We start from the raw sequence: 21,879 nt of genomic DNA, 5'->3' as shown, positions 1-21,879 counted from the left end.
TTACAAATCAAAGGAGAAATTTGCTATTTTCTCTGCTTGTTTTGACCTATACTATACACAGATCGAAGGAGAGACCTCCCCGAGAGGGAGCGTCTTCCAAATATCCATCGTATGGTAAGGAGGAACAAAAAATGGAAAAGGAATTAAATAAATTACTGGCTGATCTGGTTGTTGAGTATCACAAGCTGCAGAGCTTCCACTGGTACCTGAAAGGTTACCACTTCTTCGATGATCACAAGAAATTCGAAGAATACTACGGAGACATTGCAGACGCTGTCGACGGCGTTGCCGAAAACATGCTGAAGCTTGGTCTCAAGCCGGAAAGCACGATGAAAGGTTTCCTGGCACTCTCCACAATTGAAGAAGCCAAGAACAAGGAAGTCACTTCTGAAGAAGCGTATGAAATCATTCTGAAGGATTTCAAGCAGCTGCTTGATGAAGTCAAGGCTGTCAAAGCTCTGGCAGAGAAGGATGATGTCTATGTCACCTCGAACCTGATGGATGACTACATCGAACTCTTCTCCAAGGCTGAATGGATGGTCGGCGAAGAAACCAAGAAGCCGCATTTCCCTGGTCAGGATGCCTGAATCAGCAAATCGACACAAAACAGAATAATTTTACAAATATAATCAATAAAGTATGATTGAGTAAAAATGAGAGTTCCTGTCGGAGCCGGTGAAATTGAGATCGGCTCTGATGGATGAATCTCAGAATTGAATACGATAGTTATAAAATAAAAGATAATATTGCTATCGAAGAAATTCGATTAGCGATACAATGTATACAGATCAAGAGAGAGACCGGAAAGGTCTCCAAGGATACATGTTATAAGGAGGAAATTTATTATGGAAAAAGAATTGAACAAACTGCTTGCTGATCTCGTTGTGGAATATCATAAACTGCAGAGCTTCCACTGGTACCTGAAAGGTTATCATTTCTTCGATGACCATGCAAAACTTGAAGAATACTACGACTCCGTTGCTGAAGCTGTCGACGGCGTTGCTGAAAACATGCTGAAGCTTGGACTCAAGCCGGAAAGCACCATGAAAGGTTTCCTGGCACTGTCTTCTATCGAAGAAGCCAAGAACAAGGAAGTCACTTCCGAAGAAGCTTACACCGAAGTTCTTAAAGACTTCAAGTACCTGCTTGATGAAGTTAAATCCGTCAAGGCTCTCGCTGAAAAGGACAACGTTTATGTCACTTCCAACCTGATGGATGACTACATCGAAATGTTCTACAAAGCTAACTGGATGGTTGGCCAGGTTCTTAAGAAATAATAAGGGCATGAACCCGAAACATACGGAAAGACATACTATATAAGGAGGAAATTTATTATGGAAAAAGAATTAAATAAACTGCTTGCTGATCTTGTTGTGGAATATCATAAACTGCAGAGCTTCCACTGGTACCTGAAAGGTTATCATTTCTTCGATGACCATGCAAAACTCGAAGAATACTATGATGAAGTCGCTGAGATTGTCGACGGCGTTGCTGAAAACATGCTGAAGCTCGGCCTCAAACCGGAAAGCACCATGAAAGGCTTCCTGGCACTCTCTTCCATCGAAGAAGCCAAGAACAAGGAAGTCACCTCTGAAGAAGCTTATGAAAGCGTTCTGAAAGACTTCAAGTACCTCCTGGACGAAGTAAAATCCGTCAAAGCCCTGGCAGACAAGGATGATGTCTATGTCACCTCTAACCTGATGGATGACTACATCGAATTCTTCTCCAAAGCTAACTGGATGGTTGGTCAGGAAATCAAGAGACCACACTTCCCGGGACAGGACAACAAATAAGGAGTCCCAGGAACTTCCAATACTTACTTGACGGAATGAAATCCGCCAAGGCTATCGCAGGGAAAGACAATGCAGCACGGAAAACCGGATGGCTGCATGGAACTCTTCTCCAAAGAAAACCAGCTAGTTGGTCAGGAACTGAAGTTACCTTCGGCTCCTGACTGGCTATAGCATCATCTCCCAATCCAATACGATCGGAAAAAGCGGCGCCCGCAAGGGTACCGCTTTTTCCGTGGGAAGAAAATGGAAGCATGGGTTCCCTCCACGCAAAAGCCGCAGGAATGACTGCTCATTCCTGCGGCTTTCTTTTTACTATTTTATTTCTTCTTGTTCTTTTCTCTTGCGACGAGGATGGGATCTCCTCCGAGGCCCCAATTGTCGAGGTCTACTTCGTCTATGACGACGACGGTGCTGGCAGGGTTCTTGTGAAGGACATTGACGAGAAGGTCTGTGGCGCCTTTGATGAGGGCGGCTTTCTGTTCCTTTGTGACGTTGCCTTCTTTTGTAATTTTAATGTTGACGTATGGCATAATTTGCCTCCTTCCGCTGGAAGAAAAAAGGAAATGTTCTGCCTTTATTTTATCGTAAGAACAGTTTCCGGGAAAGGGGAGGGGCGGGAATTGAAAACTTTTCCTTCTCTTTACAGAAGTACATGAATTATCAAGATTATCAGAGAATCCTCTCATTTTTAATCGATAATTTGCGAAGTTTATACAAAAGTTTATCAGAACTCTTGCATGAACCCTTTACAGTAGTAAATGCAATGATTCCTATTTTTGAGAGGAGAATAAAATGAAAAAGAATTTCCTGAAGGCTGCTGTCATGACGCTTGTAGCTGGCGGAGCAATTTTCGGAACCGCTATGGTATCCGATGCTGCGAATGTCCGGATCCTTCCGGTCGACACCGCTAAATTCTGGGCTGGCGCCCGTTTCGATTTCGACGTAGAGGTTTCCGGAGCTAAGAATCTGGAGAATGTCAAAGTCGACATCAATGGCGTACCGGCTGACAAGTTCATCGGCAAGAACGCTGTCCAGAAGACCCTTGATAACGGTGTCGTTTCCTACCGCATCGATCAGGTCAGCTTTCCGAAGACCGGTGACATCACTGTCACTGCCAGCGCTAATGACAATGGCGTCGTTTCCACCTCCACAGCCAAGTACAAGGTTGTGAATGAAAAGGCTGTGAAACGCGCAAAGAACGTCATCCTTTTCATCGGCGACGGCATGTCCCTGCAGGCCAGAGAAATTGCCCGCATCCTTTCCAAAGGCATGACAAACGGCAAGTACAATGACCTGCTGGCTATGGAAAAACTCGACCATAATGCAGTCATCACCACTTCCGGCTACGACTCCCTCGTCACCGACAGTGCGAACTCCGCATCCGCTTATGCGACCGGACACAAGTCCGTAGTCAACGCTATGGGCGTTTACGAAGACTCCACCAAGGATCCGCTCGATGATCCGAAGGTAGAAAACCTTTCTGAAATTCTGAAACGTACACGCGGCATGTCCATCGGCATCATCACCCAGGCTGAATCCACCGATGCTACCCCGGCTGCTATGGTCGGACATACCAGAAGAAGAGCGAACCAGGATTTCCTGGCTAAGAGCTACCTCGACGACAACCATCGTCCGGATGTCATCATGGGCGGCGGCTCTGCCCGCTACCTCCCGTCCTCTGTACCGGGATCCAAGAGAAAAGACAATGACAACATCATTCAGGATTTCAAGGATAAGGGATACACCTTCGTTTCCACGTCCAAGGAAATGATGGAAGCCCCGGCTGACAAGCCGCTCCTCGGCCTCTTCCACACCGGCACGATGAACGTTTACATCGACCGTGAAATGCTGAAGAACCCGAAGGTCCTGAAGGGCTTCACTGATCAGCCGAACCTCATGAACATGACGAAGAAATCTCTCGACATCCTCTCCAAGAACCCGAACGGCTTCTTCGCTATGATCGAAGGCGCATCCATCGACAAGCAGCTCCATGTCATGGACTGGCAGCGTGCGGCTTACGATACGATCGAATTCGACAAGTCCATCGAATACGCTGAAAAATGGGCTAAGGAACATGGCAATGATACCCTGATCATCGTCGTAGCTGACCATGCACACGGCGTTTCCATCAGCGGCACCTACCATGAAAGAGACGGCAAGAAGGGTCCGGAAGCAGTCCGCGTTTACGCGAAGTCCATATTCCCGACCTTCAAGGATGCCGATCATGACGGATTCCCGGATAATCCGGATCCGGATGTAACGCTTGCTGTACAGTATGCAAACCATCCTGAATACTATGAAAACTACCACTTCATGAAGACACCGACCCCGCCGGCACTCTCCGTCACCGAGACGAAAGAGGAAGCTTCCAAAGTCGGCGACAAGATCGAATACCATCAGGTATCTTCCGCTTCTTCCAAGGCAAATCCGGCCCGCATCCACCCGGGCGATCCGGAAGTCCTCATGCCGGCCAACACACCGAAGGACGATGCACAGGAAGCGCATGCAGCTGATGACGTTCTCCTCAATGCAGGCGGACCTGGCTCCGAATATTTCCACGGCACCATGGATAATACAGAAGTCTTCTTCGGCATCCTGAGAGCTCTCGGAATCAACGGCAATAAGAAATGAGAAGACTTGTCCTTCTCCTCTTGACTACGCTCCTGGTGCTCTTTTCCGGATGGACAGCCCGTGCTGAAAACCTGGATTTCTCTGAAATCTATTCCGGATACTCCGCCGAAGGCCTCACCTTCTCGGACAAGACGCAGAGCCTTGCCGGAGGCGAGGTGACAATATCCGGATACATGGCGCCGCCTTTGACGCCGACCATCCGGTTCTTCGTTCTGACGGAAGTCCCCATGTCCGTCTGCCCGTTCTGCTCGAGCGATGCGGACTGGCCGGACAATATCATCGTGGTCAAGGTAGACGACCCTGTGACGGCGCTGCCGTATGACAGCCCGATCACGGTGTCTGGTACACTGGAAATCGGCAGTGAAACGGATCCGGAGACAGGCTTCGTCAGCCAGCTCCGCATCCATGCTGATTCCATCAGCGGCTAGAAAGGAGGCCCACTTGATCGAAGTAAGGGATCTCATATGCGAATTTCCTGACGGCGACGGCCGCGTGATCCGCGCGCTCGACGTCCCGTCCTTCACGCTGGAAGACGGCGGCGCCATGGCGCTCATCGGCCCTTCGGGGAGCGGGAAGACGACGCTTCTTCACTGCCTTTCCGGGCTCATGACGCCGACAAAGGGTACGGTCATCGTTTCCGGCGCGGATCTCACGCAGATGACAAGGCAGGAGAAATGCCGTTTCCGCGCGCAGAAGGTGGGGTACGTTTTTCAGAAGTCCCTCATCCTTCCGTACCTGACGGTTGCGGAAAATATCCGCCTTTCCGCAAGGCTCGCCGGCTGGGACCTCATGCAGGACGAACTGGACGGGCTCCTGGAGAGCGTCGGGCTTTCCGGAAAAGGAAACCGGCGTCCGGAGCACCTTTCCGGCGGCGAGCAGCAGAGGGTTTCCTTCCTGCGCGCTGTGGCAAGGCATCCGTCGCTCCTCCTTGCTGATGAACCGACCTCGGGGCTCGACCGCGAGAACGGGAAAATTCTGATGAACCTTATGCTGGATTACCAGAGGCGGACGAAGTGCATGCTCCTCTGCGCAACCCACGATCCGGAAGTCCAGGCACTCTTTGAAAACCAGTATTTCATGAAGAGGGGGAATGCATGATGACAGTTTCTTTGCGGGATTTCTTCACACGCCCTGTGGGCACAGTCATTTTCGCAGCGCTGATCCTCGCGCTCCTCTTCGTCGTCAGAAATAATGAAGCCCGCGCCCTCTTTGCCGAACGGTTCGGTGAAAGGAGGACGGATGATTAAGCTCGCCTTTTACTCCCTTTTCCGAAGACCCCTAAGGCAGTTTCTCCTCTTCCTTTTGATTGTGCTTTCGGCAGCCGTGCCCGTTTTCCTCCTGCAGGTGACAGACGGGCTCTATGAGGGCATCAACCATTCCGTCCGGCCGTTTCCGATTCTCGTCGGTGCCAAGGGATCCTCGTACCAGCTTGTGCTGAATACGGTCTTCCTTCGCGACCGGCCGATAGGAAATATTCCGTACACGGAAATGGAGAAGCTCGAAGACTCCGGCAAGGTGCAGGCGGTCTATCCGCTCGCCTTCGGGGACAATTACAGGGGCTTCCGCATCGTCGGAACGGATGAGGCCATTTTCTCCTACAAGCCGGACAAGACCAGCGCGCCATGGCTTTCCATCGCTGAAGGCAAGGGCTTTGGGGAAGAGGGAGCCGCTGTCATCGGAAGTGAGACAGCACGCCTTGCAGGCCTCAAGATCGGTGATACATTCCGTTCCATCCATGGCCTTGCCGATAAGGGAAAGGAGCACAACCACGAATTCAAGGTGGTGGGCATCCTCGCTCCCTGTGGCGGCCCGTATGATACGGCGATTTTCGTTGACATCCATGAAGTGTGGGAAGAACACGGAATCACCACGGCAGACAAGCAGGAAGTGACGGCCATCCTCACGGTGCCGAAGGGCTACCGCGAAGCCATGCAGCTTCTCTCGGCGTATCAGAAGAACCATGACGTGCAGATGGTATTCCCGTCGCAGAACGTCATCCAGCTCTACTCGATGGTCGGACAGACGCGCCACTTCTGGACCGTCCTTGTCGTATCCCTGATCGGAATCTCGCTTATGATCACGCTCCTCGTTATGTACTGGAGCGGACTTGGCAGAATGCCCGAACTCGCCCTCCTGCAGGCACTGGGCGCAGGAAAGCAGCAGATCATCACTATGCTTCTGGCAGAAGAAGGCATGCTGCTCCTCTTCGGGACAGTCTGCGGCTGGCTCCTCGCCTACGGAGCCTTCCTCCTGACCGCTTCGGCGATCCAGGGAAATGCGGCCATTGTGCTTGAGACAGCGCCCGACTGGAGAGGTCTCCTCACGATCCCCGTCATGACCATCCTCGGTACCCTGGCGGGCCTCATCCCGGCAGGCATGATCGGAAGAAAAGACGTATCAGAATACCTTTAAGGAAATTGAAAGGACTGCAGAGAAAATGCTGCAGTCCTTTTTATTTTCGCCATGCTTAATTAAATTGATTCATATAAAGCAAAATAAATATTTAACATAGCCGCATGGCTGCCATATAATAGAAGGGAAGAGTTTGCGGAGCTTTGGCTCCGGTGGCCGTCCGACGGGACGGAGGGGGAGGTATTATGACAGAAAAGAAAACAGCAGGAATTGCCATGGGTGCCTGGTCCTGGGGCGTAGGTGGAAATGGCGGAGACCGCGTGTTTGGAAACACACTCACAAAAGACGATTTATGGCCCGTATTCCGCCGCGGCATGGAACTGGGACTCAATCTATGGGACACAGCTGCCGTGTACGGCATGGGCGCTTCTGAGACGATTCTGGGTGAGTTCGTTGATGACTGCAAGAGGGATGATCTCTACATCTCGACCAAGTTCACCCCGCAGATCGCCAAAGAAGTGGAGCATCCCATCGAAACAATGATGGAGGAAAGCTTGAAGCGCCTCCACACCGACTACGTCGACCTGTACTGGATCCACAATCCGGCCGACGTGGAAAGATGGACAAAGGAAATCATCCCCGTCGTAAAGAGCGGCAAAGCACGCGCCGTCGGCGTTTCCAATCACAACCTCAAAGAAATCAAAAGAGCAGAGGAAATCCTCGCATCCGAAGGCCTTCACGTCGCAGCCGTGCAGAACCATTACAGCCTGCTCCACAGATCGTCCGAACGCGCAGGCATCCTGGACTACTGCAAGGAAAAGGGCATCACCTTTTACGCTTACATGGTCCTCGAACAGGGCGCCCTCACCGGCAAGTATGACAAAGACCACCTCATGCCCGAAAGAAGCGGAAGAGGAAAGAGCTACAACGGCATCATGGACAAACTGGACGGCATCCTTGCAGCCCTGAAGGAAATCGGGGAAGCACATAATATCACCCCGTCCCAGACCGCCATCGCCTGGGCCCTTGCCAAGGGGACGCTTCCGATCATCGGCGTCACGAAAGTAAAACAGGTAGAAGAAGCCGCCGCTGCCAAGGATGTGAAACTCACAGAAGAAGAAATCCAGAAGCTGGAACAAGAAGGCGACAAAGCCGGCGTCCATACACTCCGGGTATGGGAAAAAGATATGGACTAAGGAAATAAAAAAGACTGCAGCAAAATGATGATACATTTTGCTGCAGTCTTTTTATTTTCCTTCTTAGAATGCCGGAACGAGGCCGTCGGAGAAGTTATCGTTGATATACTTGCGGACGTTGTCGCTCTGGAAGATCTTGACGAACTTCTGGTAGGTCGGGTTGTCCTTATCCTGTTCGCGGGCTGCGATGATATTGACGTATGGGGACGTGTTATCTTCAGTAGCCAGTGCTTTCTTAGAGTCCAGGTTTGCGGACTTCGCATAGCCTGCGTTGATGACGGAAATCGTTACATCATCGAGGGAACGCGGAAGCTGGGCAGCTTCGAGTTCGATGATTTCCAGTTTCTTTGGATTTTCAGCGATATCATTGATCGTTGCCTTTGTCGGATCGGTGCCCGGTTTCAGCTTCAGGAGGCCGTTGTGGTCCAGAAGGAGCAGGGCGCGTCCGCCATTGGACGGATCGTTCGGGATGGAAACCTTTGCGCCGTCCGGAACGTCTTTGATGCTGGTGATCTTATTGGAATAAACGCGGAGCGGTGCGAGGTATGTATTTCCGATGGAAACAAGGTGGGTCCCGTTCTTTTCATTAAAAGCCTGCAGGAACGGGCCGTGCTGGAAAGAGTTCAGATCGATGTCGCCGGCAGCCAGAGCCTGGTCCGGGGTGACATAGTCAGAGAATGTCTTGATATTGACAGTCAGACCCTGCTTAGCAGCTTCCTTGGCTACATATTCCATGACCTGTTCAGAATAACCAGGTGTAATACCTACGGAAATTTCATTTTTCACAGCAGCAGAAGAAGCAGCCGGCTTCTTGTCGCCGCCGCAGCCGGAAATGACACCGGCAAAGGCAATCGCTGCCAGGGAAAGAGCAATGGTAGTTTTTAATTTCATAAAAGAGACCTCCTTACTAAATGCAGAATGATGGAAACTTCACAGGAAAGCAGCCGGGAAGGAAACAAAAAAAGCCCCGCCCCTAAAGGGACGAAGCGTCTGTTCGTGTTACCACCCAATTTTACCGGCAGATCACTCTGCCAGCCTCGCAGGTACGGGAGAAACTCCGATACCCTGTCTCTGTAACGGGAGATCCCGGGCTGCCTCACTATTCGGCACGCCAGGCTCAGAGGCCATCTTCTGAAACGTATCCGCACTCCCTCTCACCAAACGGAGCTCTCTTGGCCGGATCCTGTTTTCATACTCTTCTCTTCACTGCCTGTATGAAGCTTGCCATTACTATAGCATTGCAAAATAGGGCTGTCAAGAAATTCACCTCGTTTTTACAAATCTAATGAAAAATTTCGATTGAGCATACACTACATCACACGAAAAGGAACCGAACATAAGGTTGTTCACTATATTCACAGAGTTATTCACAGTTATCCACAGGCTATGTAAAAAATTTGTGTGAATTGGTATTTTCACGATAATAAGCAGGAAAAAATTCACTGTCCACTGGAGATATACACAGAAAACTGTGAATTAGTGTGAATAACTCATAGAAAAGAAGGATTTCTATCTGTAGATTCATTCGATTCCAAGCCGATTTCAAGACATGAATTCACAATTCACACCTGTGGAAACTGTGAATTCACTTTTCACAGGGGAAAACACCTGTAAAAAAATATGACAAAGTAAAGCGAAAGTCAAAATAACCGGTTGCAGGAAGCCGGTTTCCTTCCTGTTTGACGGACTATTCACAGATAGTGGAATATTTGTCCGCTGTCCATTCCCAATGGAAAGATTTTCCTCTATATATTTTGGGGAGGACTTCAGAGCCTCATAAAGTCCCTTAAAGGAAAGTGTACCATTTAAGAAAAAGCGCATGTGGAAAGCCATGCAAATCGAACAGAATTTCCTTCAGAGTCAAAAACAGGAGAAAGTCAACCCACATTTTTCCCCGCTGCTCCCCGCATGCGGCAGCATCTGATAAAAACAGACTTTTCAAACGAAATCATGAGAATGAAAGAAAAGAAGAAATCCCGCATCCATGGGCAAATCCCAATGCCGGTCACTTTATGGTCAGGCCCAAATGAGCAGAACAAAACACCCAGGATTCGAACCAAATGTTCTCATGAAAAACTTTTGAATAAGTCCATTGAATAAATACATGAGTGAGGATAGGAGGGGAATGGGAAGCCGGTTGTACAGTTTTCTCTTTTCCTTCGAGCGACGCGAGGTTTAAGGGGGTCAGAGCTCGCCCCGTAGAGGGAGCTGATGGCCTTTGACCTTGCCCTGGAAGGGAAGGTTTGGATAGGATTACGAAAGGTTCAAAACAAATCAGATTGGAAATCTTTTCTTTATTCCTTGTGAAGCCTTCCCTTCTGGGGAAGGTGCGCAGCTTATCTTTTATCTGTAGCTGCGCGGATGAGGTGCAGTTTATAAAAATGTCGGGCGGATGAGTTGCATTTCCCCGGACGAAGTCCGGTTGTCTGGTTTTTAATGGTTCATCTCCCCGCCTGCAAGGCGGTCGTATGGTTTTATTTCCCCACACAAAAAAGCCGCAGAAATGATGGCTCATTTCTGCGGCTTCTTTTCAATTATCTATCAGTCATGTACTTTAAAGTTGGCAAGGAGCATTTCTGCTACGCCCGGTGCGTCGGGGTCGTGGTGGCCTTTGCCTGTATCCAGAGCTTCCATGGATTTCATTTCTTCATCGGTGAGTTTGAAGTCGAAGATGTCGAGGTTTCCTTTGATCCTTTCCTCGTGGGTAGATTTCGGGAGGATGATGAAGCCTTCCTGGTTTTCGAAGCGGAGGATGATCTGGCCCGGGTTCTTTCCGTATTTTTCAGCGAGGGCTGTGATGACGGGGTTTTCCAGGAGGGTTTTGTCTCCGTGACCGAGCGGGTACCATGCTTCGAGGCGGACATCGTGTTCTGCCATGAGTTTACGGATTTCCTTCTGCTGGTAGAGCGGGTTGCATTCGACCTGGTTGACGCTTGGCATGGTGTCGAACTGGGGAACGAAGGAGTTCCAGATCTTCGGTGTCATGTTGGAAACGCCGATGGAGCGGATCTTTCCTTCTTTCTTGGCTTCTTCCATGGCTTTCCAGGCGCCCGGTACGTCGCCGTATGGCTGATGGATGAGGTAGAGGTCGATATAGCCGAGACCTAAGTTTTTCAGGGATGTTTCGATGCCCTTCTTGGCCGGTTCATAGCCGTAGTCCTGGAGCCAGAGTTTGCTGGTGACGAAGATTTCTTCTCTCGGGATGCCGCTGTCACGGATGGCGCGGCCTACGTCTGCTTCGTTGAAGTAAGCGGCTGCGGTGTCGATGTGGCGGTAGCCGAGGGACAGGGCTGTGCGTACAGCATTGTAAGTTTCTTCGCCGACGGGGATCATGAATACGCCGAAGCCGACGGACGGGATGACGACGCCGTCATTTAATGTGAATGTTTCCATGGTGTTCTCCTTTATACTTTAAATCAATGTTCAAATGAAAGATGGTTGAGGTTCTTGACGAGGTCCGGGTCGAAGTGGTTGATGATGCCGCTCTTGCCTTTGTCCTTGGCGCTGATGGTCTTCATTTCATCTTCGGTGAGGGCAAAGTCCCAGATGTCCAGATTTTCTTTGATTCTTTCTTCGTGGGTGAATTTCGGGATGATGGAGAAGCCTCTCTGCACGTTCCAGCGGAGAGCGACCTGTGCTGCGGTCTTTCCGTACTTCTTGCCGATGGCGGTGAGGTCCGGATCAGTGAAGATGCCGTAATTTCCTTCAGCAAGCGGGCTCCATGCCTGCGGGGTGATGCCGTAGGATTTCATGACACGGAGGTCTTCTTCACGGGTGAAGAAAGGATGTGCTTCGATCTGGTTGACAGCCGGGATGGTTTCCACGTTTTCGCAAAGGTTGACGAGGATGGACGGGAAATAGTTGGATACGCCGATGGCTTTCGTGAGGCCGTCTTTGGCTGCTTTTTCGAGGTCCCTGTAAGCGGTGAAGTAGTCGCCCATGGCCTGATGGAGGAGGACGAGGTCGAAGTAATCAAGGCCGGAGAGCGCAAGGGAGCGTTTTACGGATGCGTAGGTGTCGCCTGCCTTGTGCATGTCCTGCACCCAGACTTTCGTCGTGATGAAGAGGTCTTCTCTCTTGACGAGGCCGTCAGCGATCGCGCGCTTCACAGCTTTGCCGAGGGCAGATTCATTGCCGTAAGCGGCTGCGGTATCAAGGAGGCGGTAACCGGCCTTGATGGCTTCATAAACGGACTTTTCGCAGACGTCAAGGTCTGTGATCTGGTAGACGCCGAAGCCTTCCATAGGCATCTTAGCGCCGGTGTTGAGTGTGGCAAATTCCATTTCAAATCTCCTTTTTGTGAAAAAAATTGATACATTTTCTGTATGAAATGACATAGTAATTCATACATTTTTTGCATATTACAGGCCTCTCCTATAAGAAGGAAATCAGGCCTTTTTTGCTCTTCTTTTGATGGGTTTCAAGGGTTCGAAGAAATCCTGCGAGGCAAGCCATTCGTCGATGTTCTTCAATCCCTTGTTGTAAAGGCCGGGACGGATTTCTGCATTTTTAGCATCCTTTTCCGCTTCTTTCATCGTATTGGGAAGGAAGCCGGGGTCTTCATCCAGTGAGTTCGGGAAAATGTAAACGGGTTTTCCCATCCAGTCAGGATACGAAGAAAGGAAGGAACGGATGACGCCGGGATAGGTGTAGTACCATATCGGAAAAGCAAGGAAAATCGCGTCAAATGTGCGTATGTCCGGGAGAGGAAGCTTCAGGGCAGGCCGCAGCTTCTGTTCTGCGTCAGCCTTGCCTTCGACCTCGGAACATGTCTCGTAATCTGTGCTGTAAGGCGGATTTCTTTCAATCCGGAAAAGCCGTCCCCTTGTTTTGACAGCAAGCATTTTTGCAATCCGTTCCGTATGGCCGCTCCAGGAAAAATAAGCGATGAGTAATTTCATGGGTGCCTCCTTTCATGAGTTTGATTCCTGTTTACATATTCATTGTAGGAGAAAAATGAGGCCGGGTAAAATGAAAGATGCGTATAAAAATATACTTGCAAGGTATATTATGCCAGTTTATAATTAAAAACATGGAATGGAAGGCGGTTTGCGAAAGGAGAGAGAAATGATCGAATCATACCTGCTGGAGCACCTGGTTGTATTCAGCGAGCACAGGACGCTGTCCGAGACGGCTTCCGTGCTTCATCTGACACAACCGACGCTGACCAGATCGATGAACAAGCTTGAAGAGACGTTCGGCGTTCCTCTTTTCACCCGCGAAAAGAAAAGAATCCGTCTGAACGAAAACGGGTGGATGGCAGCTCGTTATGCCAAGGAAATCCTCCGCGAGGAGGAAAAGATGATCGCGCAGGTGAAGGCGCTCGACCGCAGAAGAAGGACGATCACGGTCGGCTCCTGCGCGCCGGGACCGATGATGGAGCTCGTGCCGTTTTTGACGGACGCGTTCACGGGGATGACAGTCTCGACAGAAATCAAGCCGGAGAAGGAACTCCTTGCCGGTCTTGCCGATCACACGTACCAGTTCGTCATCCTGAATCACCCCTCGGACGATGCAGCGCACTACAGCGAGCCCTGCGGCTCAGAGCACCTCTGCGCCTGCCTGCCGCCCTCGCACAAGAGAGCGTACGACACGTCCATCCGCTTTGATGAACTGAACGGGGAAAACTTCCTCATGATGAAAAACGTAGGCGTCTGGAGCCCGATCGTCCGTGGAAAAATGCCGAATTCGAAATTCCGCATGCAGGACGACCAGGAATCCTTCCGCGAAGTCGTGGAACACTCCTCGCTCCCCAGCTTCTCGACCGACATCAGCCTCCGTGTCGTAGGAAACTACGGAGACAGACTCTCCGTCCCCTTCTCCGACCCCGAAGCGCAGATGAACTTCTACTGCGTATGCCTCGCAGGAGACGAGACCAAGTACAAAACCTGGTTCGAAGTCCTCAGAAGAAAAATGGGATGAGCGGCGAGAGACTGAAGTCTTGAAAAAACATCCAAACAAAAGAGCTGCAGAAATGAACAATCATTTCCGCGGCTCTTTTTTGTTGGGGGAGTGGGGCGAGGTTTGTTTGTTTTCCTTTTGCGAAGCAAGGAAATGGTGTTAACCTTCCCAGACGGGGAAGGAGGGCCACGAAGTGGCGGTTAGGGTTGATTTCCAACGAGCGGAGCGAGGTTGTATGGTTTTCAGATAGCACAAAAATATAAATGTGGTATATACTTTTCCCATCGAATTTGTCAGCACATAAAAAAGGGCGGCGACAAGATGACTGCACATTTCCTCATAGTTTTTATTGCTGCTGTGATATAATAACTTTAAAGGGCTCAGGCAGGAACTTTATACAAGCCCCATACCTATGCACCTTTAACCCGGATTAACCTAGACAATCTGTTAATGTATTAGTAATTGAATGAGTCCATTCAAAAACATGTACATTGTTATCTAATCCGTTACCGCGAATTTTAAGATAAGATTGTAAGGTTATCACGTCGCGCCCGTCAAGCTTTAGAAATACTGTAACCCTTGCAAGTATCCCCTGTATGGGATAATCAAGCGTTACGCTACAACCATTGATAGACAAGATAGTTATGCTACAACTATCGCCTATGATTGGGTATGTAGTTTCTAACGGCTTGAGGGCGTTTTCTATTCGCCTTTCACGCTTATATCTCTTTAGCATAATAAACTATATTTTTTCTATGTTTTGGGATCACCGATAGAATCGGGCCTTCCAGCGCTCTCTATTTCATGGAAATTTTCAGAAAGATAAATATTTGCTCTTTACAAAAATTTTTGGACAGCGTATACTATGTCCAACCTCAAGTATGAACTAATTTCACAGCACGATTCTCCAAGTGCATGAAAGACTGGGAACGGAAGCGAGTGACAAGGCTTTTCTTCAGAGAGCTGCCGTATGGTGAAAGGCAGCGTAAGGTCCTCACAAAGTCGTCCGGGAGTTCTGGATCTGATATTTAATGTAGGATGCAGCGTTTGGCAGCGTTAGAAAGCCTTTGAGTATAGTGCGAGGTGGTACCGCGTAAAGGTTTACGCCCTGGTTAGTCTTTTCAGACTGATCAGGGCGTTTTTTGCGTAGAATGGAAGAAGAGTAGAAAGCGGTCATGTGAGGAATCATTTCTTAGAAAGAGTCTTGCGAAAGGGGATATTACTATGGGTATGTTTAAAGGTAGTTACAAAAAAGCAGCAGCGGCAGGTTTAGCAGCCCTGGTTTTGACTGGCCTGATGGCCGGGTGCGGCATGTCTTCGGGCGGAGACAAGAAAGCGGGCGGTGCAGCCGGACAGAAAGTGGAATTGAAACTGGCTTACCAGCTTCCTTCCGATCATCATCTGTCCAAGAGCATCGAAAAGTTCGCCAAGGAGGTCAATGAACGTTCCAAAGGTTCCATTGACGTCAAAGTCTACCCGGCAGGCCAGCTTTACAATGATCAGAACATGAATGACGCCCTGATGAGCGGCGGTCTCGATATCGGCATGAATTCGACAGCACGCTGGTCCATGGTCGTCCCGGCTATGAAGGTTCTGGATCTTCCTTTCGTCCTCACATCTTACCAGGCAGTCGATAACGCTCTGGACGGAGACCTGGGCAAAGCACTCTCCGCACAGCTGGAAAAGAAGGGCGTACGCCCGCTGATCTGGGCTGACTATGGCTACGTCCAGTTCACGGATAATGTAAGGCCGCTGGAAAAACCGGAAGATTTCCAGGGACTGAAGATGCGTTCCTATTCCGAAATTTCCGCTGACGTCCTGAAAGCCCTCGGTGCATCCCCGACGACCATGAGCTCCTCGGAAGTATACATGGGTATCAAAAACGGCACGATCGACGGCCAGTCCTCCGGACAGACGGCCATCCTGTCCCGCAAGATCTATGAAGTTTCCAAGTACATGACAGTCGCCAACAGCTCCTATGTCGAATACCTCGTCGCTATCAATGCGAACTCCTGGAAGAAACTGAGCCCGGATCAGCAGAAGATCATCACCGACGTTTCCAAGGAAATCCAGAATGAAATCCGCGAGGAAACCAAGGCAGAAGATCAGAAGTGCATCAAGGAACTGGAAGAAAAGGGCATGCAGGTCTATGTCGTTCCGCAGGATCAGATCCACCTCTGGCAGGAAGCTACCGCTCCTGTAGTCGCAGCCTTTGAACAGGAACAGGGCGCTGAAGGCAGGCAGCTCGTAGAAGACTGCCTGAAAGCCAGCCAGGCAGCACAGAAGTAATTCCTTTCGTCATTTTCTCGGATGCCCCGGGGTGACCGGGGTTTTCCTTTTTCCGCCTCTGGCGGAGCCTTGCGAAAAGGAGGGCTGGCTCTTGCGTACGATTTATCATTACTTCGACAAACTTCTGGGTTATGTGACCTATACGGCAGCCGCTGTATCCGGGCTGGCGATCCTTTTGACAGCATTCATGATCTGCTATGAAATCATCGCCCGCAGCGTTTTCGGAAGCCCCACTGTCTGGGTCATGGAAATATCCACATACTTCCTCATTTTCGCCGGATTCCTCGGCATGGCATACACCATGAGGAAGAACGGCCACATCTGCGTCGATTTCCTCTACGCGCGTTTTTCCAGAAATGTCAGACGCGTACTGGATATCTTCACCTCGGCGCTTTCACTCTTTGCCATGTATGTCTGCGTCACTGAATCGACGAACTACATGCTGATGAGCTATGACATGGGCATCGTGTCCCCGTCGCTTCTCCGCGTGCCGCTCTGGATTCCGCAGACTGCCATGGTCGTCGGTTTCACGCTTCTTTTCCTGGAAATCCTGAATCATCTCCTCCGGGATTTCTTTGATGACGGGAAGGAGGAAAAATTATGATACTCGCAGGATTTTCCTTATTCATCATTTTCCTCCTCGTTATCGGCATGCCGGTCGCATTCACGCTTTCCGTTGCCGGGATCCTGGGCATCATCCAGTTCGTGGATGTGTCCTTCCTCTCGCAGGTGCCGGTCATCGCGTACAAGACGCTGGACTCCTACGTCCTGACGTCCGTTCCGCTCTACATCCTCATGAGCCAGATCATGCTGACGGGGCGCGTCGGAAGCGGGCTTTTCGAACTCGGCAGCAAGTGGATGGGCCACCTCCCCGGCGGCCTTGGCATCGCGACCATCTTCGCATGCGCCATCTTCGCCGCAATTTCCGGATCTTCCGTTGCTACCGCCGTCACCATCGGCGCTATGGCCATTCCGGAAATGCTGAAGCGCGGCTATGACAGGAAACTCGTCGTCGGCTCCGTTGCCGCAGGCGGTACGCTTGGCATCCTGATCCCGCCGTCCATTCCGATGATCCTCTACGGCACGATCACCGATGAATCCGTCGGCAAGCTCTTCATGTCCGGCGTCGTACCGGGCGCGCTCCTGACGGCCCTCTTCATCGCTTATATCGTCATTGCTTCCTGGAACAAGCCGAGAGAAGCAAGATCCACTCATGCTGAAAAGATGAAGTCCCTCCGTGAAAACATCTGGGGACTCTTCCTTCCGGTCATCATCATCGGCGGCATCTACACCGGCATCTTCACACCGACTGAAGCCGCTGCTGTCGGCACCGTCTATGCGCTGGCCATCACATTCTTCGTTTACAGAAGCGTTACCATCCAGGATATGCCGGCCATCCTCCGCGCGACCATCAAGACATCCTGCATGATCTTCTCCATCATGATCGGCGCCATGCTCTTCGGCTACATACTGACCATCCTGCAGGTACCGCAGGCACTCATGAGACTCGTCACCGAAGGCGACCTGAACCGCTGGATCGTCATGCTGGGCATCAACATCATGCTGCTCATCCTTGGCTGCGTACTGGAAACCGTATCCATCATCCTCATTACCCTTCCGATGCTCTATCCGATCATCAAGGCGCTCGGCTTCGACCCCATCTGGTTCAACGTCGTCCTCCTGATCAACATGGAACTCGCCCTCATCACGCCGCCAGTCGGCATGAACCTCTTCGTCATCAAGGGGATTAGCGAAGACAGCTCCATCCAGGACATCATCGCAGGCGCTGCGCCATTTGCAGCTATCATGGTATTTGAAATCCTTCTCCTCTGCTTCGTTCCGGAAATCGCCACCTGGCTTCCTTCCGTGCTGAAGTGACGGGATAGGAAAAGAGCCAAAGAAAACAATCGTTTTCAATGGCTCTTTTTTTTTGCTCCGTTTTTGGAAATGGGGATGACTTTATATGTAGAGCACAGCTTCATTTATGTATAAAGTATACAAAAACAGGGTGGGCTTCTATCGTATGAAGTACTTAGTCGAACGAGTGCCCGCACAATTTCCTCTAATAAATCACTAACATTATGACAAAAACGAAGGTTGACATTTACAAAAATGGCCGATTTTGTAAATGAGATTTTTTTCATTTGCAAAAAAGCCGCTTTTTGTAAATGAAATCCGGAGGTCTGTCTGATGCATATAAAACAGGGAAATATAATGAAGTACGAATAATCATGCACTTTGAAAGAATCCATAAAAAAGAAGCCCCCGTCGGAGCTTCTCCATTGTTTCTTCTTATTCTTTTTCTCCTGCCAGGTGCGCTTTCATTTCCGCGATGAATTTCTTCAGGGCGGGGGAGGCGTCGCGGAGGGACGGGAGGGCGATGCCCAGGGTGATTTTTTCTTCCGGAGCGAAGGGGCGTGTCACGACGTCTTCCTTCCAGTTCTCACTCATGAGCTCGTTATTGATCGATACGCCCAGGCCGGCGGCGACCATACGCCATGCGGTGTAGTTGCTGCTCGTCGTCAGGCGGAAGGTCGGATGGATGTCATGCTTCTCAAGGATAGCTTCCACGTCCGTTTCCGCATGAAGGGGCGGGCTGACGAAGTCGAGGCCGTCAAGGTCTCTGGGGTGGACGGCTTCTTTTTGGGCAAGGCTTGAGTCCGGTGGAAGCCACACGAGCATCCTGTCTTCCATGAGCGGGATCCAGTCGCCCTTGTAGGAGCGGGGCTCGGAAAGGATGGCGCAGGAGAGTTCTCCGTCCTGCAGCGCTTCCAGAAGTTCCCGGTTGCTTCCTTCCCTGAGGTGCACAGCCACATCCGGATAGAGATCGCAGTAACGGTGGAGCACCGGCGGCAGCCAGACAGCAGCCGTGCTGGAATACGATCCGATGAAAAGCTCGCCGGCTGTCAGGGAAAGGATGTCACAGCGGACAGCACGCGTCTTTTTCTCGGCAAGGAGCAGTTCCCTGATCGAGGGGAGAAGGCGCTTTCCCTCTTCCGTGAGCTGTACGCCCTGGCTGGTCCTGTGAAGAAGAGGGAAGCCCATCTCATTTTCAAGGCTGTCCATCATTCTTGTCATGCCCGAGGGTGAATAGCCCATCTTTTCTGCGGCAGCTGACAAGCTTCCCAGGCGGATGATGCTGAGAAGAGCAGCGTATTTGTTAGTGTCCATGGACAAGCCTCCTTCTTTGAGATATGGCACTCTTTTGTCCGCTTTATTTGTAAACATACATCATATACATTATTTATAAGCTGTACTTGAGGGTGACAAAATCGTTATTATTTCGTTCTCTTTATTATAGCAAAAGAATAGATTTATAAAATAGGGAAATGCAAAATATTTGCATTAACGATTGCCAGTATATCAAGGCCATGTTGCGAAACTTGCTCTTCCGTCAATAAATCTGATGATATATACTCGATATCAAACAAGGTATACATAAAGTCCTAAAAAATCAAAAAATTTATCAGTTAGAATGCCGTACGAAAGAGGTACTTTCCATGAGCGCGTCCGCAGCAAAGTGGCTCCTGGCATCTGTCATTGTGGCAAGGAGCTCGTCATTTCTGTTTTCCAAGTTCATACTCGTCAGCATGGATCCCTTCGAGCTCTTAGGGCTCCGTTTCCTTCTGGCCTTTGCTTTCCTTCTTCTCGTTTACAGGAAACGCGTCATGCGCACGTTCTCTCTGGACATGGTCAGGAAAGGGGCCATCCTTGGTGTCACACTGGCATCGGGCATGGCGGCGGAGATGCTGAGCCTTAAGGAAACGGATGTCTACCTGACGGCCTTCCTGGAAAATATGGCGCTCGCGATTGTGCCTCTTCTGACGATGGTCATGGCAAGGAAGCTGCCTTCGGGAAAGATCATAGCCAGCGTCTTCATCATTTCCGTGGGCGCCGGCTTCCTGACACTGAAGGGCGGCAGGCCGGACATTACGCCGGGCGTCATTTACGGTTTCCTGTCAGCGCTTGGTTATGCATTCTTCATCGTGCTCACTGCGAGGTATGTGAAGACGGTGGATGCGCTATCGGTCTGTATCTGGCAGATCGGATTCATGGGTCTCTTCAGCGCTGTATGCGCCTTTTCCTTTGGCAGCGTCACGATGCCGGAAGGGGAAAATACGATCCTGTACCTTCTGGCGCTCGTCTTCCTCTGCTCATGCTTCGGCTTTACGTTTCAGCCGGTTGCGCAGAAGTACATGTCGGCTGAGGACGCAGGGCTTTTCTGTGCGCTCGATCCTCTCTTTGCGACGCTCTGGAGCATGATATTCCTTGCCGAGGATCCGGGGACGACGGGGTTCATCGGAGCCTTCCTTGTGATTGCAGGGATTCTTCTGGCGGAAATGCCGGCGGAATCAGTGAAGAAGGTTCCCGGGAAACTGCTGCTCCTCGCCCGCGGAAAGAACAGATAAGGGGAATCATGAAATTTCCTTCGTTCTCTTGACAGCCATAATGGGTAATGGTATAGTACAAATAATTTCAGACAGGCAGTGAAGAGAAGAGTACGCGGAAGGATACGACAAAGAGAGCTCCGGTTGGTGAAAAGGAGCGCGGAGAGAATCGCGGAAGATGGCCTCTGAGCCTGGTGTGCCGAATGATGAGGCAGCCCGGGATCTCCCGTTACAGAGATGCGGTATCAAGGCTTCGGCCGGCGTACCTACGGAGGCTTTCGCGGCGACGCGGAGGCGAAATTGGGTGGTAACACGAATATCTCGTCCCTTTTATAGGGGATGGGATTTTTTTTATGGGAATTTGAACAGGAGGTCTTACAGTGCCAATAAAAGTAGCAGACGGCATCGAAGCCGTAAGTGAACTGCAAAAAGAAGGAATCGTCACGATTGGGACAGAAAGAGCGAGGACGCAGGATATCCGTCCGCTGAAGATTCTGATCCTCAACCTGATGCCGATCAAGAAACCGACGGAAGTCCAGCTTCTCCGCCTTCTTGGCGACACGCCGCTCCAGCTGGATGTGGACTTCGCACACACGGTTTCCCGCGAAACGACGCATACCGACCGTTCCTACCTGGAGCAGAATTATCTGACATTCGATGATATCAAGGACAAGCGCTATGACGGTTTCATCATCACAGGCGCACCGGTCGAAAAGATGGAATACGAGGAAGTCGATTACTGGCCGGAAATGCTGAAGTACTTCGAATGGGCAGACAAGAATGTATTCTCCACGCTCCACTTCTGCTGGGCCGCACAGGCAGGCCTCTACCGCGACTATGGCGTCCAGAAGAGGATCCTTCCGCAGAAGCTCTTCGGCATTTACCAGTACGGGCTTCAGGTGCCGTTCCATCCGCTCCTTCGCGGCTTTGACGACAGGTACTTCATCCCGCAGTCCCGTCATACATCGATCGATGATGCCAAGGTTGATGCCACGCCCGATCTGATCGCCCTTTCCCGTTCCAAGGACAACGGCATCAATATCATTTCGGACAAGGAATCCCGCCGCGTCTTCGTCCTCGGTCACTTCGAGTACGACCTGCGCACGCTGGAGTGGGAATACAAGAGGGACCGCGATAAAGGCCTCCCGACAAAGCTTCCTGCCAACTATTATCCTTATGATGATCCGCAGGAACGCCCGCGCTTCGTATGGTGCAGCTATGCCCACCTTTTCTATCACAACTGGCTGAACTTCGTCTACCAGGAAACCCCTTACAGCTTAGACGATCTCGTGCCCTTCAACGTACATAACCCGCTTCACGTATAAGCGG

General features: G+C 50.6%; 22 protein-coding genes and 2 other annotated features. Of the genes, 16 read left to right on the top strand and 6 right to left on the bottom strand.

Annotated features, from left to right (window positions below; all coding sequences use genetic code 11):
• The first annotated feature begins 131 nt into the window (after positions 1 to 131).
• The 3 genes from OIM03_00565 (at position 132) to OIM03_00555 (ending at position 1,793) form a co-directional block, all read left to right on the top strand.
• Positions 132 to 587, top strand: a complete 456-nt coding sequence (locus OIM03_00565; protein HJI72773.1) for a DNA starvation/stationary phase protection protein — start codon at positions 132 to 134, stop codon at positions 585 to 587.
• A 258-nt stretch (positions 588 to 845) separates the two neighbouring features.
• Positions 846 to 1,277 (top strand): DNA starvation/stationary phase protection protein, encoded by a 432-nt coding sequence (locus tag OIM03_00560; protein HJI72772.1) that lies wholly within the window; start codon positions 846 to 848, stop codon positions 1,275 to 1,277.
• A gap of 57 nt (positions 1,278 to 1,334) precedes the next feature.
• Positions 1,335 to 1,793: a DNA starvation/stationary phase protection protein gene (locus OIM03_00555; protein ID HJI72771.1), complete on the top strand. Its 459-nt coding sequence runs from the start codon at positions 1,335 to 1,337 to the stop codon at positions 1,791 to 1,793.
• Between the two features lie 317 nt (positions 1,794 to 2,110).
• Here OIM03_00555 and OIM03_00550 read toward each other — a convergent pair whose 3' ends face one another.
• Positions 2,111 to 2,323, bottom strand: a complete 213-nt coding sequence (locus OIM03_00550; GenBank protein ID HJI72770.1) for a 4-oxalocrotonate tautomerase family protein — start codon at positions 2,321 to 2,323, stop codon at positions 2,111 to 2,113.
• Between the two features lie 262 nt (positions 2,324 to 2,585).
• On the opposite strand from OIM03_00550, the gene OIM03_00545 reads away from it, so the two are divergent.
• From OIM03_00545 to OIM03_00520, 6 genes are all read left to right on the top strand, one after another.
• Positions 2,586 to 4,424, top strand: coding sequence for an alkaline phosphatase (locus OIM03_00545; GenBank protein ID HJI72769.1), 1,839 nt, complete (start codon positions 2,586 to 2,588; stop codon positions 4,422 to 4,424).
• Positions 4,421 to 4,852, top strand: a complete 432-nt coding sequence (locus tag OIM03_00540; GenBank protein HJI72768.1) for a hypothetical protein — start codon at positions 4,421 to 4,423, stop codon at positions 4,850 to 4,852. The genes OIM03_00545 and OIM03_00540 overlap by 4 nt, the downstream gene beginning before the upstream one ends.
• A gap of 13 nt (positions 4,853 to 4,865) precedes the next feature.
• Positions 4,866 to 5,522 carry an ABC transporter ATP-binding protein gene (locus OIM03_00535; protein HJI72767.1) on the top strand — a complete coding sequence of 219 codons (657 nt, stop codon included), beginning with the start codon at positions 4,866 to 4,868 and terminating at the stop codon, positions 5,520 to 5,522.
• Complete coding sequence (locus OIM03_00530) at positions 5,519 to 5,671, top strand: hypothetical protein (GenBank protein ID HJI72766.1); 153 nt, start codon at positions 5,519 to 5,521, stop codon at positions 5,669 to 5,671. Before OIM03_00535 ends, OIM03_00530 begins: the two co-directional genes overlap by 4 nt.
• The gene (locus tag OIM03_00525; protein ID HJI72765.1) at positions 5,664 to 6,836 is read left to right on the top strand and encodes a hypothetical protein; all 1,173 of its coding nucleotides are present in this window, start codon (positions 5,664 to 5,666) and stop codon (positions 6,834 to 6,836) included. Before OIM03_00530 ends, OIM03_00525 begins: the two co-directional genes overlap by 8 nt.
• A gap of 185 nt (positions 6,837 to 7,021) precedes the next feature.
• Complete coding sequence (locus OIM03_00520) at positions 7,022 to 7,972, top strand: aldo/keto reductase (protein ID HJI72764.1); 951 nt, start codon at positions 7,022 to 7,024, stop codon at positions 7,970 to 7,972.
• A gap of 63 nt (positions 7,973 to 8,035) precedes the next feature.
• On the opposite strand, the gene OIM03_00515 is transcribed toward OIM03_00520, so the two are convergent.
• The gene (locus OIM03_00515; GenBank protein HJI72763.1) at positions 8,036 to 8,863 is read right to left on the bottom strand and encodes a MetQ/NlpA family ABC transporter substrate-binding protein; all 828 of its coding nucleotides are present in this window, start codon (positions 8,861 to 8,863) and stop codon (positions 8,036 to 8,038) included.
• Between the two features lie 83 nt (positions 8,864 to 8,946).
• Positions 8,947 to 9,188: a binding site (T-box leader), on the bottom strand.
• Between the two features lie 605 nt (positions 9,189 to 9,793).
• On the opposite strand from OIM03_00515, the gene OIM03_00510 reads away from it, so the two are divergent.
• Complete coding sequence (locus OIM03_00510) at positions 9,794 to 10,072, top strand: hypothetical protein (GenBank protein HJI72762.1); 279 nt, start codon at positions 9,794 to 9,796, stop codon at positions 10,070 to 10,072.
• Positions 10,073 to 10,513: 441 nt separating this feature from the next.
• Here the strand turns inward: OIM03_00510 and OIM03_00505 are convergent, their stop codons facing one another.
• The 3 genes from OIM03_00505 to OIM03_00495 form a co-directional block, all read right to left on the bottom strand.
• Entirely contained in the window at positions 10,514 to 11,365 is an 852-nt protein-coding gene (locus OIM03_00505) for an aldo/keto reductase (GenBank protein ID HJI72761.1), read from the bottom strand.
• Between the two features lie 23 nt (positions 11,366 to 11,388).
• On the bottom strand, positions 11,389 to 12,255 hold the full coding sequence (locus tag OIM03_00500) for an aldo/keto reductase (protein ID HJI72760.1): 867 nt from the start codon (positions 12,253 to 12,255) through the stop codon (positions 11,389 to 11,391).
• A gap of 105 nt (positions 12,256 to 12,360) precedes the next feature.
• Positions 12,361 to 12,873, bottom strand: a complete 513-nt coding sequence (locus OIM03_00495) for a hypothetical protein (GenBank protein ID HJI72759.1) — start codon at positions 12,871 to 12,873, stop codon at positions 12,361 to 12,363.
• Between the two features lie 166 nt (positions 12,874 to 13,039).
• Between OIM03_00495 and OIM03_00490 the strand changes: the two genes are divergently transcribed.
• The 4 genes from OIM03_00490 (at position 13,040) to OIM03_00475 (ending at position 18,040) form a co-directional block, all read left to right on the top strand.
• Positions 13,040 to 13,894 carry a LysR family transcriptional regulator gene (locus tag OIM03_00490; GenBank protein ID HJI72758.1) on the top strand — a complete coding sequence of 285 codons (855 nt, stop codon included), beginning with the start codon at positions 13,040 to 13,042 and terminating at the stop codon, positions 13,892 to 13,894.
• A gap of 1,209 nt (positions 13,895 to 15,103) precedes the next feature.
• Positions 15,104 to 16,162 carry a DctP family TRAP transporter solute-binding subunit gene (locus OIM03_00485; protein HJI72757.1) on the top strand — a complete coding sequence of 353 codons (1,059 nt, stop codon included), beginning with the start codon at positions 15,104 to 15,106 and terminating at the stop codon, positions 16,160 to 16,162.
• 91 nt (positions 16,163 to 16,253) lie between these two features.
• Positions 16,254 to 16,766, top strand: a complete 513-nt coding sequence (locus OIM03_00480; protein ID HJI72756.1) for a TRAP transporter small permease — start codon at positions 16,254 to 16,256, stop codon at positions 16,764 to 16,766.
• The gene (locus OIM03_00475) at positions 16,763 to 18,040 is read left to right on the top strand and encodes a TRAP transporter large permease subunit (GenBank protein HJI72755.1); all 1,278 of its coding nucleotides are present in this window, start codon (positions 16,763 to 16,765) and stop codon (positions 18,038 to 18,040) included. Before OIM03_00480 ends, OIM03_00475 begins: the two co-directional genes overlap by 4 nt.
• 414 nt (positions 18,041 to 18,454) lie before the next feature.
• On the opposite strand, the gene OIM03_00470 is transcribed toward OIM03_00475, so the two are convergent.
• Positions 18,455 to 19,333 (bottom strand): LysR family transcriptional regulator, encoded by an 879-nt coding sequence (locus OIM03_00470; GenBank protein HJI72754.1) that lies wholly within the window; start codon positions 19,331 to 19,333, stop codon positions 18,455 to 18,457.
• A gap of 329 nt (positions 19,334 to 19,662) precedes the next feature.
• Here OIM03_00470 and OIM03_00465 point away from each other — a divergent pair, with 329 nt between their 5' ends.
• On the top strand, positions 19,663 to 20,571 hold the full coding sequence (locus OIM03_00465) for a DMT family transporter (protein HJI72753.1): 909 nt from the start codon (positions 19,663 to 19,665) through the stop codon (positions 20,569 to 20,571).
• A 69-nt stretch (positions 20,572 to 20,640) separates the two neighbouring features.
• Positions 20,641 to 20,882 (top strand) — a binding site (T-box leader).
• 48 nt (positions 20,883 to 20,930) lie between these two features.
• Entirely contained in the window at positions 20,931 to 21,875 is a 945-nt protein-coding gene (metA, locus tag OIM03_00460) for a homoserine O-succinyltransferase (GenBank protein ID HJI72752.1), read from the top strand.
• Positions 21,876 to 21,879: the final 4 nt, after the last annotated feature.

The organism is Veillonellaceae bacterium, assembly GCA_025992895.1.
GTDB lineage: Bacteria > Bacillota > Negativicutes > Veillonellales > Dialisteraceae > Dialister.
The sequence above is the reverse complement of the archived record's forward strand: the minus strand, read 5'-3'. Positions and strand labels throughout refer to the sequence as shown.